The organism is Gluconacetobacter liquefaciens, from assembly GCF_003350405.1.
Lineage (GTDB): Bacteria > Pseudomonadota > Alphaproteobacteria > Acetobacterales > Acetobacteraceae > Gluconacetobacter > Gluconacetobacter liquefaciens.
Window position 1 is genome coordinate 237342 of sequence record NZ_QQAW01000004.1, and the last position, 11771, is coordinate 249112.

Here is an 11771-nt window from a genome sequence, read left to right on the forward strand (position 1 = left end):
ACCTATCCCGCTCTGCTGCGGCACGCCAGTTCGTCGCCCGTAACCCATTCGGCATCCGGAGTTTTTTTGACCTGCCAGGTCACGGAAAAGCCCGATGGTTCAAGAAGCCGATAAATAAAGCGGTTGAAGCGATAGGGCGCCCCCTCACCCGCGTCATCCGACGACAGGACCAGCACCCCGGCATACCAGCCTTCGGGACTGGCATAGACCGCCGCACCGGCATTATTGGCATCGAACATGATATCGCGCCGCCGCTGGGCGTCGAAACCCAACAGATACAGTGCGGTATAGCCAGAGGCGGGTTCGATGTCCGTCTCAGCCAGTTGCAACCACGCCCCATCCAGGATCACGCTGCCGGTATAAGTCGAGCGATGAACCCGCCCGGAATGAAAATGCCCGGAACATTGCCAGGAACCAACCAGCCGCGCGGCCTCGATGGGCACGCCATGCGACGCTCCGGCGGCCAAGGCGCCGGTCGCCGCCAACGACACACCGAGCAAAGCGAGAGATCCGGCCACCAGGACGGTGCGCCGCCGCACGCCAGGCACGCCCTTTTCCTTCTCCGGCCCCGCCAGCGCCAAAAGGCGTTCCCTGGCCCGGCGCAGCACACGCCTATCGCCATGGGTCGCGATCCACAGCGTGGCCCCTTCAAGCTGGGCCAGCGCGTCAGCCGCATCATCATCAGGCGTCTCGCGGCCTCCAGCGCGCAGGATGCCGGCCATATGCCCCCGCAATGCATCAAAAAACGCCCTGACCGCCACCTGGCCCTCTGGCGTCGCCGCCGTCATGCCATAGGCAAGATGCAGACCAACGCAGCGCCCCCTTTGCTCCAGCGTATCCGCAATCCGCACGACCAGCAGGTGCCACGCGGCCCGCCAGTCCACCGAGGGATCGGGCAGGTCCGCCAGTGTCTCCTCCAGAGTCAGCGCCAGCACGTCAGGCACCAGCGCCTGCTTGGCGGGAAAGCGCGTATAGAGGCTTTGTGGCCGCAACCCCACACGCGCGGCCAGATCGCGCATGGATGCGCCTTCATAACCATGTTCGCGAAACAGCTCGCGGGCTTCGACAACGATCCGGCGAAGGGCAACAGGCTCTTTCATTCGATCCTTGACTCACGAACACGCACGAACGATCGTTCGTTATCGATAGACGGAATGCCGTAGCAGAGCAAGCAGGCCATCCGCAGGAAAAGGAGGGTACGCACCCATGCGTCTCTACGATCTCGACGTTTCGGGGAATTGCTACAAGGTCCGCCTCTTCGCCGCGCTCAGCGGCACGACGCTGGATCTCGTGCCCGTCGATCTCGCCGCCGGCACCCATCACTCAGCCGCCTTCCACGCCCTCAACCCGTTCGACGAAGTCCCGGTCCTGGAAGATGGCAGCCTCGTGCTAAGGGATTCGCAGGCGATCCTCATCTACCTCGCAGGAAAAAGCAGGGATCGAAGCTGGTGGCCCCAGGAACCGGCGGCTCAGGCAACGGTCGCCGAATGGCTGTCCGTCGCCGCCGGCGAAATCCGCAACGGCCCGAACGCCGCCCGGCTGATCCGGAAATTCGGCTATCTGCTGGACATGGCGGACGCCCTGCGTTGGACCAACCGACTCCTGCCAATCCTCGAATCCCATCTGCATGCGCAGGACTGGTTCGCGCTCGACCGCCCCACGATCGCCGATTGCGCCCTGTTTCCCTATCTGGCGCTTGCTCCCGAAGGGGGCATCGACCTCACGCCCTATCCAGCCCTGCGGCGATGGTTCAGCCGGGTACGGGCCTTGCCGAATTTCATCGGCATGCCGGGGCTGGGCTGAGACCGGAGCGCCTAACCGACGAACATCAGGGGAAAAATTACAGTCAACCGGCAACCGGAACGAAAACCGCGCGATTGAATAGCTGCCTCTCTCATTTCTCCCGCAAGGCGCTTTCCATGACCGACGTTCCGTTGCCACGCCACCCGTTCCGCCTCTCCACCGCCCTGTGCCTGGTCCTTCTTCCGCTGGCAGCATGCAGCTCCGCCAGTGGCGAGGGCGACGACCATCCGCCCCACGGCAAGAACGTCATCGTCGTCCCGCGGGGCACCGACGTCGTCTGCCCCGACGGCAACCATCCGCCCTGTCCGTAACACCGCTCACGGCCCCTCCGGACGGCACATCATGGCGGCGGCACGCGCGCCGCGCGCCATGACCTGGCCCGCGAACACCACTCCATCGTCCGAAACCGGCAAGCCCGCCCGGCCCAGCGCCTGCGCCACCCATCCGTTACAGGTATGGAACAGCGTATAGCGGCTGCGCGTCGCATAAAACAGGCTCTCCGGCCGATGGCCGACCGCGATCAGCCGTGGCCGACCGTCCTGCCCTCGCTCCAGATCCCCCCCGATAAATTCCGACAGACGATCGGTCTCCTCCCGGCTCATCGGCAGCACCACCACGGCATCCGGGCCATAGGCCCGATCGGGCGTGGTGGTCATGGCAAAGACCTGCACCACCGCCGGGCCGGGAAACGGCCCGATCAGATATTCCTCCACGCTGGACGCCGGCGCGGTGAAGAACGTCTTCTTGCCGTAACCGAACAGAACGGTCCGCGCACCGGGAAAGATATCGCGATAAACCGCCAGCGGGCCAGAGAGTGCGGCCACCGGCACGCCGATTTCGGTATGCCACCCCCGATCGACCAGATAGACCGCATTCCCGCCCACGGCCCGGCAGTCGGGGGGCCGACCGGTTCCGGCACAGCCGGCCAGCAGCCATCCCAAGACAGCCAGAACCGGCAGACGCCGTGCAACGGCGCATCCGCGCGTCATGCGCATCGACAGCACATCCGGACAGACCGCCTTTCCATGCCCCGAATATCGACCCTTCATGCCATTCCACGTTCCTGCCCGGACCGAAAAGACGCATGCCTCATCGCGCATGATAGCATGCGGACCCGCCGGATGCGGACGCGCGAACCACGCCCTTTCAGCCAGACCGCACATCAGACCATGGAACATGAACCGGCCATGCACTAAGAATTACCAGAAAGCAGGTATCAGGAGCACAGGTCGGCGTGAGCGCGAGGCAGAAAACCACCGGTTCGAACAGGACGCATGACGATCCCCCGACCCGTCCGGCCCGGCGCGGCCGCACACAGGCCCCCGCGACGGCCGATGCCGTCCCGAACCCGGAACGCCGGCAGGAAATCCTGGAAATCGCCGCCAAGCTGTTCGCCGAATATGGTTACAAGGCCACATCGATCCGCGAGATCGCCGAACGGGCCGGCATGATGGGCGGATCGCTATACTACCATATCCGCTCGAAAGAGGCCCTGTTCATCGAAATCCACGACCGGGCGCTGGACGCTGCGGCAAGGCGGGTGCGCGCCGCCATGGCCCCACACACCGCGCCATGGGCCAGGCTGGAGGCCGCGTGCAGCGAGATGCTGGAAATCCAGCTCAATGCCGAATCCCTCACCCTGCCGATCATGAACAATTTCCGCTCGGTGCCCGAGGAGGTGAAAGCCATCCTCGTCAAGAAGCGCGACGAGTTCGAAACCATCTTCCGCGACATCGTCGACGCCCTGCCCCTGCCGCCGGAGATGGACCGCCAGATCTATCGCATCCTGCTGCTGCGCCTGCTCAACACGGCGGATACCTGGTACCACGAAGGCCGCATGTCCCGTGCCGAGATCGCGATGCAGATCCTCGCGATCTTCCGCCACGACGCCCCGACCACGCAGCGTACCAAGGGCACGACGAAAAGCAGCACGAAGGCCGCCCCAAAGGACCCCCCGGCCCGCAAACGCCGCGCGGCGGCATAAGACCGGCAACGCCGGTCAGCCGCCGCCCAGCCGGCGCGACAGGTCGGCGGCAGCCTCGACCAGGCTGCGCCCCACTGTCGCGATCACCTCCGGCGTCGCCTCGCTGCGCGTAAGCGACAGCGCCAGCGCCGCCACGGCGTGGCCGGTATGGTCGCCAACCGTCGCCCCAAGGCAGAACAGCCCCTCGCGGATCTGCCCATCGTCGATCGAAAAGCCCCGCTCCCGCGTCTCGACCAGTTCCCGCCGCAGAGCGCCCAGCGAGGCAACGCTGTAGCGCGTCAGCGGCGCCGGAAATCCCTGCGCGAACAATCCGTCCAGGTCCCCCTCCGGCCGGGCCGCCAGCAGCGCCTTGCCCGTCGCAGTAAAAGGGGCGGGCAGACGCATGCCGATCCGAAACGTCACATCCAGCGGGCGACTGGCATCCGAACAGGCGATATAAACCACCTCACTCCCATCCAGCACCGTCATCGTCACGGTGAACCGTTCGAATCGCCGCGATTCAGCTATGGCATGCCGGAAGACCGAGACCAGATCGGTCCGGGCCAGGAAATCGCCCGCCCAACGCATGGGATGCGGCCCCGTCCGCAGGCTGCCGTCAGCCGCGCGCACCAGCAGCCCCAATTCCTCCATCGCCTGCACCAACCCATGCGCGGTGCTCTTGGGCAACCCCAGCGCGCGCGCCAGTCGAGAGAGCGTCGGCGCGTCGGAAGACGCCGAAATATGGTCGAGAATCGCCACCGCCCGGCGCAGCGCGGGCACATGCGCCCCGGCGGACCTGATCTGATCGTGAGCCTGCACCGCCCTCTCCCGTCTTGACCGAGGAAGCGCGATGCTCCCACAGTTCATCATGATGACCATCCGTTCAATATATTGAACGATAGGGAGACGGCAATGGTAACGCTGAAAGACCCGACCCTTCTGCGGTCGGACTGCCTGATCGACGGAAAATGGATCGCCGCCCCCGGACGTGACGCTCCAGAACGCACCACGCCCGTGACCGACCCGGCCACCGGGCAAATCGTCGGCCAGGTGCCCGATCTGGGCGCGGCCGAGGCCGAAACGGCCATCGCGTCGGCCGCCCGCGCCCTGCCCGCCTGGTCGGCCCGCACCGCGAAGGATCGGGGCGCCATCATGCGTCGCTGGTTCGACCTGGTGATCGCAAACGCCGACGACCTGGCGGCGCTGATGACCGCCGAACAGGGCAAACCCCTGGCCGAGGCGAAGGGCGAGGTCCTCTATGCCGCCTCGTTCCTCGAATGGTTCGCCGAGGAAGCCAAGCGCACCTACGGCGAGACGATCCCCGCCCCCACCGCCGACAAGCGGCTGCTGGTCATCAAGCAGCCGGTCGGCGTCTGCGCCGCGATCACGCCGTGGAACTTCCCCGCCGCCATGATCACCCGCAAGGCGGCGCCGGCACTCGCCGCCGGCTGCACCATGATCGTCAAGCCAGCAGAACAGACGCCGCTGACCGCCTTGGCCCTGGCCGTGCTGGCCGAACGGGCAGGCGTACCGGCCGGCGTCCTGCAGGTCATCACCGGCGATGCTCGCGCCATCGGCGGCGTGCTGACCGGATCGGACGTGGTGCGCAAGCTGTCCTTCACCGGCTCCACAGAGGTCGGGCGCATCCTGATGGCCCAGTCCGCCCCCACGCTCAAGAAACTCAGCCTGGAACTGGGCGGCAACGCCCCCTTCATCGTCTTCGACGACGCGGACCTCGACGCGGCGATCGAAGGCGCCCTGGCCTCGAAATACCGCAATGCCGGCCAGACCTGCGTCTGCGCCAACCGGCTCTATATCCAGTCCGGCATCTATGACGCCTTCGCCGCCCGCCTGGCCGAGGCGGTGCGGAAGATGAAACTCGGCCTGGGCACCGAACCCGGCGTCACCGTCGGCCCGCTGATCGACGACGCCGCGGTCCGAAAGGTCGAATCCCACGTCGCCGACGCACTGGCCCAGGGCGCGACATTGGTGACGGGCGGCAAGCAACCCCCGCTCGGCGGCAATTTCTACGAACCGACGATCCTGACCGGCGTCACCCAGAAGATGAAGGTCGCCCGCGAGGAAACCTTCGGCCCCGTCGCCCCCCTCTTCCGCTTCGAGACCGAGGAAGAGGTGATCGCCATGGCCAACGACACCGAATTCGGTCTGGCGGCCTATTTCTATACCGAGAACGTCCGCAGGGTCTGGCGCGTCGCCGAAGCCCTGGAATACGGCATGGTCGGCCACAATACCGGCCTGATCTCCAACGAGGTCGCGCCCTTCGGCGGCATCAAGCAGTCCGGCCTCGGCCGCGAGGGCTCGCGCCACGGCATCGAGGAATATCTGGAAATCAAATATCTCTGCTCCGCCATCGGCTGAAGCAGCCCGGCATCGGGCCAGAATCGTTCAAAAAACAAGATCAAAAGAGAATAACGATATGACCTTCACTCCCTTCGGCTTCACCACGGTCCCCCATATCCATGTGGAATGGGGCGGCGCAGGCCGCCTGGGCGAGACACTGGCCGGGCAGTTCGCAGCCCGGTCGGCCCTGCTGGTCACCGATGCCGGGTTGGTCCGCGCCGGACTGATTGACCCGGTGCGGACCTCGCTGGAACAGGCCGGCTTTCAGGTCACGCTCTTCGATGACGTCGTCGCCGATCCGCCGGAAAGCGTGGTTCTGGACTGCACGGCCGCCGCGCGGGCACGCGGCGTGGATATCGTCATCGGGCTGGGCGGCGGCTCATCGCTCGACATCGCCAAGCTCATCGCCGTCACGGCGGGGTCGGCGCAGGATCTGGCCTCGATGTACGGCGTCGGCAACGTCACCGGCACACGCCTGCCGCTGGCGCTGATCCCGACCACGGCCGGCACGGGGTCGGAAGTCACCAACATCTCGATCATCACCACGGGCGAGACGACCAAGATGGGCGTCGTCTCCCCCCAACTCTACGGCGATTTCGTCCTGCTCGATGCCGCGCTGACGGTCGGCCTGCCGCAGATCCACACGGCCGCAACGGGCATCGACGCCATGGTCCACGCGATCGAGGCTTATACGTCGAAATTCCGGAAAAACCCGATCTCGGACATGCTGGCGCGCGAGGCGCTGCGCCTGCTGTCGGCCAACCTGCTGCCCGCGTGCCGCGACGGCCACAACCACGCGGCACGCGAGAACATGCTGCTGGGCGCCCTGTTCGCCGGCCAGGCCTTCGCGAACGCGCCGGTCGCCGCCGTCCATGCGCTAGCCTACCCGCTGGGCGGCCATTACCACCTGCCCCACGGCCTGACCAACGCCCTGATGCTGGGGCCGGTGCTGCGCTACAACGCCCGCATCGCCGCCCCGCTCTATGCCGAACTGGCCGAAGTCGTCGGCGCACCAGGCACAGGCGACATCCACGCCCGCGCGGCCGCCTTCGTCACGCATATGATGACGCTGATGGACGAAAGCGGCGCCCCCCGCCGGCTGCGCGACGTCAAGGTGACCGACAACAGCCTCGCCATGCTGGCCCGCGACGCCATGAAACAGACCCGGCTCCTGGTCAACAACCCGGTCGAAATCACCGAAGAGGACGCCCTGGCCCTCTATCGCGAAGCCTTCTGAACCGCTCCGCGAAATCCAGTCGAAACCACGAGGCCGGCAAACGGCCCAAGCCACGAAGACGCACCACCATGACCGATATCCGGCTGTACATGTTCCAGAGCGGGTCTCTGAAATGCAAACTGCACAACATCAAGATGAACGAAGGAAACGGCGCGGATTATGAAATCCCGGTTCCCTTCTTCCTGATCACGCACCCCAAGGGCCACACGATCATCGACGGCGGCAACGCCGTCGAGGTCGCAACCGACCCACGCGGCCACTGGGGCCGCATCTGCGATGTCTACTGGCCCGTGATGACCGAGGAAGACGGCTGCGTGGCCCAACTCGCCCGCCTGGGCATCCGGCCCGAGGACGTGCGCTACGTCCTGCAATCGCACCTGCATCTGGACCATACCGGCGCGATCGGCCGTTTCCCGAACGCCACCCATATCGTCCAGCGGGCGGAATACGAATATGCCTACACGCCCGACTGGTTCGCGGCGGGCGGCTACATCCGGCGCGATTTCGACCGTCCCGGTCTGAAATGGCAGTTCCTGAACGGTATCGCGGACGACCATTACGATCTGTATGGCGACGGCGTGCTGACCACACTCTTCACACCCGGCCACGCACCGGGCCACATGTCGTTCCTGGTCCGCCTCCCCGGAACCGGCGCCACCCTGCTGACGATCGACGCCGCCTACACACTGGATCACTGGGAGGAACGCTCCCTGCCCGGCTTCCTCACTTCGACGATCGACAGCGTGCGCTCGGTGCAGAAACTGCGCGTCCTGGCCGAACGCACCGGCGCCCGGATCGTCACCGGCCACGACCCCGAGGCCTGGGCCAGCTTCCCGCAGGCGCCCGCATTCTACGACTGAACGAATGCCGGGCCGGTATCAGGCCGGCCCGGCATCCGGAATCACCAGTGCACCGGATTCATCGGCCTCCAGCACATTGACGCACAGCCGCCGCGCATAAGCTGCCGAACCGACCGCATCGGGCACGCGATCCAGCAGCTTCATTTCATCCACATATTGCGACACCTGCACCCGCAGGTCATGCCCCACGGGGCTGACACCCAGGCTCTCATGCCGCAGCATGGCCAGGATCTGGGCAGCATCCATGCCATCCGTCGCCTCGGCCATCAGCCCGGCAGCCTCGTCGGGATGCTGGCGGATCCAGTCCGAGGTGGCCCGTAGCGCCATCACCAGCGACGCAGCCCCCACCGGGTCGGACCGCAACAGGGCGTCGGAGAGGCCGAGGGCCAGATTGGTCCGCTGGCTGTAATGCCCGGTCGTGCTGTTCTCCAGTTCAAAGAACAGCGGATCGGGCGCGTGAAGCCATTCCCACGCCTGCGGATCATGCGCCGCCACGGCGTCGATCTCGCCTGCCCGTGCAGCCTCTTCAATTTGTGTCGGTGCCAGCGTCACCCAATGCACCGCATCGTCCGGATTGATGCCCTTGCGCCGCATCATGACCGAGAAGAACAGCCGGTCGGCCATATCCTGGTCCGTCACCGCGATTCGCATTCCGGCGACATTCTCCAGCCGCGAGCCCTTGACCCCACGCCGCACCAGCAGGCGAAAGCCCCCCGATTGCAGGCCGGTGACGAGATGCACCGGAATCGGGCCAAGCCGGTAACGGTCCAGCCAGGTCAGAATCGGCGCCGCCGCGCCGACGGCCCGTCCTTCCACCACATCGGCGATGGTCGCCCGACCGGTTCGCGCCCCATCCACAAGCGTCACGTCCAGATTGTACGTGCCGAAAAACCGCGCCTGCGCGACATGAAACAACAGACGATTCGACGACGGCCAGGACAGGACCAGCCGCCGCTCCCGGCCATCCGGCACGAGCTTGTGCATCACCACCGGCCGGGGGCGCCGATAATGCACCACCACGGCGCCTACACCCGCCGCCCCTGCTGTCACACCGCCCGCACCAAGCAGCAGGCGCCGCCGCGTCAGGCCACGCATGGATGACCGGCCCTCTGATCCATTCTCGTCTCAGGCCTCCTTCAGCCCATGTCCGGCGCAATGTAGGCCATCGCGCACGAGGCTTCTTCGCATGGTTGGGGCCTCCTCTCCTAGCCGTCAAAAAAAACGCATCAGGGGGGTTTACCTCCGTCCCGAACCTCCGCTATACGGTGCCCCGGCGCTGATCCCGAATAGCTCAGTTGGTAGAGCAAGCGACTGTTAATCGCTGGGTCGTAGGTTCGAGTCCTACTTCGGGAGCCACCCTCTTCATCATAAAACGATGCACCGCTCACTCGGCGGAGAATGCCCCGCCGGAGCCAGAGGTCTATACGCCCCGCGATCTATGCGCCCCGATGCTCGGTCAGCATCCGCGCCGCCAACCCACCCAGCACAGTGGCCATCACCCACCGCTGGGCCTTGGCAAAACCCGGCCTGGTTTCAAGAAACATCGCCATTCTACCCGCAGACAGTGCAATGGCGGCATTGACCAGTACACTGATGCCGATCTGCATGGCCCCCAGCATCAGGATCTGCGCCAGCATCGACGAACCGGGCACGGTAAATTGCGGCAGCAGCGACAGATACATGACGGCGATCTTGGGATTCAGCAGATTGGTCATGAACCCCATGAGGAACAGCCGCCGATTGCCATCCGCCGCCAGCGCCCGCACCTGAAACGGCGAGCGCCCACCGGGCCGGATCGCCTGCCACGCCAGAAAGAGCAGGTAGGCCGCGCCACCCAGCCGTAGCGCATCGTAGGCATACGGCACCGCCATCACCAGCGCCGTGATCCCGAACGCGGCACAGACCATGTAAAAGACGAACCCCAGCGCGACCCCACCCAGCGAGACCAGTCCCGCACGCGGCCCCTGACAGATCGAACGCGAAATCAGATAGATCATGTTCGGTCCGGGGGTCAGCGCCATCCCCAGCGCGACCAGAGCGAATGCGGCAAGATGCGTTACGGGCAAGATCATTCTTCAATCCTCTCGTGATATGGCACCGACCGGGCTGGCATCCGCTCGCTCGCCCGGCCCCGCCGCCAGCGACGCCATCAGGGCCGCAACCGCCCCGTTCAACACGGCGCGCTCAGGGCGGACCCGCACCAGCACGCGCACCCCCATCAACACGGCTAGACAATGCCGGGCCAGATCCGCCGCCGCCAGCAGGCGCGTGATACTGCCATCCTGCTGGCCCCGTTCGATACAGTCCAGAAAGAACGCTTCGATCCGGGCGAACGTGCCCACGATCACCGGCCGGAACTCGGCATCCCGCGCCGCGAATTCCAGCGCGGCGTTCACCACCATGCACCCCTTGTTCTCCGGGTCGTTCAACGAGCGCGCCATCACGTCTTCCAGATAGCCCCGCACGCCCTCCAGCGGCGTCATGACCTCATATCGCGCAATGCGCGGGCCGATCCCCGCTTCGATATACCGTTCCAGCGCCAGCCGAAACAACGACCGCTTGTCCCCAAAGGCATTATACAGACTGGCGGCGGTCAGCCCCGTCTCGCCGACCAGATCGCGGATCGACGTCGCATCGAACCCCTGCCGCCAGAAGCACGCGACCGCCCCATCCAGCACGGCCTCTTCGTCAAATTCTCTCGGACGCGCCATTCCAACATCCATCCACGGGTCATCGACCCATCTTGCCATACGCAACGCCACACGTCATTCTGTAACGCGCGTACTAAAACACCCCTTCCCATGCGCCCCGATCGACTGGAGGCTTCATGATCCGCTTTTATTTCCACCCCACCCCCAACCCCGCGAAGGTCGCGCTGTTCCTCGAAGAAAGCGGCCTGCCCTACACGGTCGTCCCCGTCGACACCCGCAAGGGCGAACAGCATGACCCGGCCTTCCGCGCCATCAACCCCAACGGCAAGGTCCCCGCGATCGTCGATCCCGACGGGCCGGACGGCAAGCCGGCGCGCGTTTTCGATTCCACGGCCATTTTGCTCTATCTTGCCGAAAAGACCGGCCGCTTTATCGGCACCCCGGCCGACCGGCCGGACCTGCTGTCCTGGCTGATGTTCATCGCCACCGGCCTAGGTCCCTATTCCGGCCAGGCGGTGCATTTCCAGTATTTCGCGCCAGGGGATCAGGCTTACGCCATCAATCGCTATCGACGCGAGGCCGAGCGTCATTACCAGGTCCTGAACGACCATCTGAAAGACCGCGCCTATCTCGCCGGCACGCATTATACCATTGCCGACATGTCCGCCTGGGGCTGGATCGACCGCGTGGCACGGGTCATGAACACGACGGATGACCCGCTGGCTCCGTGGCCGCACCTGAAGCGTTTCTTCCAGACCATCGACGCGCGCCCCGCGGTGGCCCGCGCCCGCGCCGTCGGGCAGGATCATGTCTTCAAGACGGCCACGGACGAACAATCGCTCCGAGCCCTGTTCCCGTCCAACTACCCGCCCACACCCTGATACCGGAGCATCACC

Annotated in this window: 13 protein-coding genes and 1 tRNA gene; 8 read left to right on the forward strand and 6 right to left on the reverse strand. The window is 65.6% G+C overall.

Annotation, left to right across the window (positions count from 1 at the left end):
- Nucleotides 1-2: 2 nt before the first annotated feature.
- The gene (locus C7453_RS19850; protein WP_114727280.1) at nucleotides 3-1100 is read right to left on the reverse strand and encodes a TetR/AcrR family transcriptional regulator; all 1098 of its coding nucleotides are present in this window, start codon (nucleotides 1098-1100) and stop codon (nucleotides 3-5) included.
- A 106-nt stretch (nucleotides 1101-1206) separates the two neighbouring features.
- Between C7453_RS19850 and C7453_RS09400 the strand changes: the two genes are divergently transcribed.
- Together C7453_RS09400 and C7453_RS09405 are read left to right on the forward strand one after the other, a co-directional pair.
- Nucleotides 1207-1803, forward strand: a complete 597-nt coding sequence (locus C7453_RS09400) for a glutathione S-transferase family protein (protein WP_114727281.1) — start codon at nucleotides 1207-1209, stop codon at nucleotides 1801-1803.
- 116 nt (nucleotides 1804-1919) lie between these two features.
- Nucleotides 1920-2114 carry a hypothetical protein gene (locus C7453_RS09405; RefSeq protein ID WP_114727282.1) on the forward strand — a complete coding sequence of 65 codons (195 nt, stop codon included), beginning with the start codon at nucleotides 1920-1922 and terminating at the stop codon, nucleotides 2112-2114.
- Nucleotides 2115-2120: 6 nt separating this feature from the next.
- Here the strand turns inward: C7453_RS09405 and C7453_RS09410 are convergent, their stop codons facing one another.
- Entirely contained in the window at nucleotides 2121-2852 is a 732-nt protein-coding gene (locus C7453_RS09410) for a DUF2459 domain-containing protein (RefSeq protein WP_245948946.1), read from the reverse strand.
- 185 nt (nucleotides 2853-3037) lie between these two features.
- Here C7453_RS09410 and C7453_RS09415 point away from each other — a divergent pair, with 185 nt between their 5' ends.
- The gene (locus C7453_RS09415) at nucleotides 3038-3787 is read left to right on the forward strand and encodes a TetR/AcrR family transcriptional regulator (protein ID WP_114727283.1); all 750 of its coding nucleotides are present in this window, start codon (nucleotides 3038-3040) and stop codon (nucleotides 3785-3787) included.
- Between the two features lie 15 nt (nucleotides 3788-3802).
- On the opposite strand, the gene C7453_RS09420 is transcribed toward C7453_RS09415, so the two are convergent.
- Nucleotides 3803-4585 carry an IclR family transcriptional regulator gene (locus tag C7453_RS09420; protein ID WP_211311039.1) on the reverse strand — a complete coding sequence of 261 codons (783 nt, stop codon included), beginning with the start codon at nucleotides 4583-4585 and terminating at the stop codon, nucleotides 3803-3805.
- Between the two features lie 93 nt (nucleotides 4586-4678).
- Here C7453_RS09420 and C7453_RS09425 point away from each other — a divergent pair, with 93 nt between their 5' ends.
- The 3 genes from C7453_RS09425 (at nucleotide 4679) to attM (ending at nucleotide 8224) form a co-directional block, all read left to right on the forward strand.
- Nucleotides 4679-6145: an NAD-dependent succinate-semialdehyde dehydrogenase gene (locus C7453_RS09425; RefSeq protein WP_114727284.1), complete on the forward strand. Its 1467-nt coding sequence runs from the start codon at nucleotides 4679-4681 to the stop codon at nucleotides 6143-6145.
- Between the two features lie 58 nt (nucleotides 6146-6203).
- Nucleotides 6204-7364 carry an iron-containing alcohol dehydrogenase gene (locus C7453_RS09430; protein ID WP_114727285.1) on the forward strand — a complete coding sequence of 387 codons (1161 nt, stop codon included), beginning with the start codon at nucleotides 6204-6206 and terminating at the stop codon, nucleotides 7362-7364.
- Between the two features lie 68 nt (nucleotides 7365-7432).
- Nucleotides 7433-8224, forward strand: coding sequence for an AttM family quorum-quenching N-acyl homoserine lactonase (gene attM, locus C7453_RS09435; protein ID WP_170143177.1), 792 nt, complete (start codon nucleotides 7433-7435; stop codon nucleotides 8222-8224).
- An 18-nt stretch (nucleotides 8225-8242) separates the two neighbouring features.
- Here attM and C7453_RS09440 read toward each other — a convergent pair whose 3' ends face one another.
- Nucleotides 8243-9319 (reverse strand): ABC transporter substrate-binding protein, encoded by a 1077-nt coding sequence (locus C7453_RS09440; RefSeq protein WP_114727286.1) that lies wholly within the window; start codon nucleotides 9317-9319, stop codon nucleotides 8243-8245.
- 185 nt (nucleotides 9320-9504) lie between these two features.
- On the opposite strand from C7453_RS09440, the gene C7453_RS09445 reads away from it, so the two are divergent.
- A tRNA-Asn gene (locus C7453_RS09445) sits at nucleotides 9505-9580 on the forward strand.
- An 80-nt stretch (nucleotides 9581-9660) separates the two neighbouring features.
- On the opposite strand, the gene C7453_RS09450 is transcribed toward C7453_RS09445, so the two are convergent.
- Both C7453_RS09450 and C7453_RS09455 read right to left on the reverse strand, forming a co-directional pair.
- A complete protein-coding gene (locus C7453_RS09450) occupies nucleotides 9661-10296 on the reverse strand; it encodes a LysE family translocator (RefSeq protein ID WP_114727287.1) in 636 nt (211 codons plus the stop codon).
- A 3-nt stretch (nucleotides 10297-10299) separates the two neighbouring features.
- Entirely contained in the window at nucleotides 10300-10935 is a 636-nt protein-coding gene (locus C7453_RS09455; RefSeq protein WP_114727288.1) for a TetR/AcrR family transcriptional regulator, read from the reverse strand.
- 116 nt (nucleotides 10936-11051) lie between these two features.
- Between C7453_RS09455 and C7453_RS09460 the strand changes: the two genes are divergently transcribed.
- Nucleotides 11052-11756: a glutathione S-transferase family protein gene (locus C7453_RS09460; RefSeq protein ID WP_114727289.1), complete on the forward strand. Its 705-nt coding sequence runs from the start codon at nucleotides 11052-11054 to the stop codon at nucleotides 11754-11756.
- Nucleotides 11757-11771 lie beyond the last annotated feature (15 nt).

What these genes read in the sequence shown, in the direction of transcription:
- C7453_RS19850 (WP_114727280.1), bottom strand. Translation starts at nt 1,100, where the DNA reads ATGAAAGAGCCTGTTGCCCTTCGCCGGATCGTTGTCGAAGCCCGCGAG.
- C7453_RS09400 (WP_114727281.1), top strand. Translation starts at nt 1,207, where the DNA reads ATGCGTCTCTACGATCTCGACGTTTCGGGGAATTGCTACAAGGTCCGC.
- C7453_RS09405 (WP_114727282.1), top strand. Translation starts at nt 1,920, where the DNA reads ATGACCGACGTTCCGTTGCCACGCCACCCGTTCCGCCTCTCCACCGCC.
- C7453_RS09410 (WP_245948946.1), bottom strand. Translation starts at nt 2,852, where the DNA reads ATGAAGGGTCGATATTCGGGGCATGGAAAGGCGGTCTGTCCGGATGTG.
- C7453_RS09425 (WP_114727284.1), top strand. Translation starts at nt 4,679, where the DNA reads ATGGTAACGCTGAAAGACCCGACCCTTCTGCGGTCGGACTGCCTGATC.
- C7453_RS09430 (WP_114727285.1), top strand. Translation starts at nt 6,204, where the DNA reads ATGACCTTCACTCCCTTCGGCTTCACCACGGTCCCCCATATCCATGTG.
- attM (WP_170143177.1), top strand. Translation starts at nt 7,433, where the DNA reads ATGACCGATATCCGGCTGTACATGTTCCAGAGCGGGTCTCTGAAATGC.
- C7453_RS09440 (WP_114727286.1), bottom strand. Translation starts at nt 9,319, where the DNA reads ATGCGTGGCCTGACGCGGCGGCGCCTGCTGCTTGGTGCGGGCGGTGTG.
- C7453_RS09450 (WP_114727287.1), bottom strand. Translation starts at nt 10,296, where the DNA reads ATGATCTTGCCCGTAACGCATCTTGCCGCATTCGCTCTGGTCGCGCTG.
- C7453_RS09455 (WP_114727288.1), bottom strand. Translation starts at nt 10,935, where the DNA reads ATGGCGCGTCCGAGAGAATTTGACGAAGAGGCCGTGCTGGATGGGGCG.
- C7453_RS09460 (WP_114727289.1), top strand. Translation starts at nt 11,052, where the DNA reads ATGATCCGCTTTTATTTCCACCCCACCCCCAACCCCGCGAAGGTCGCG.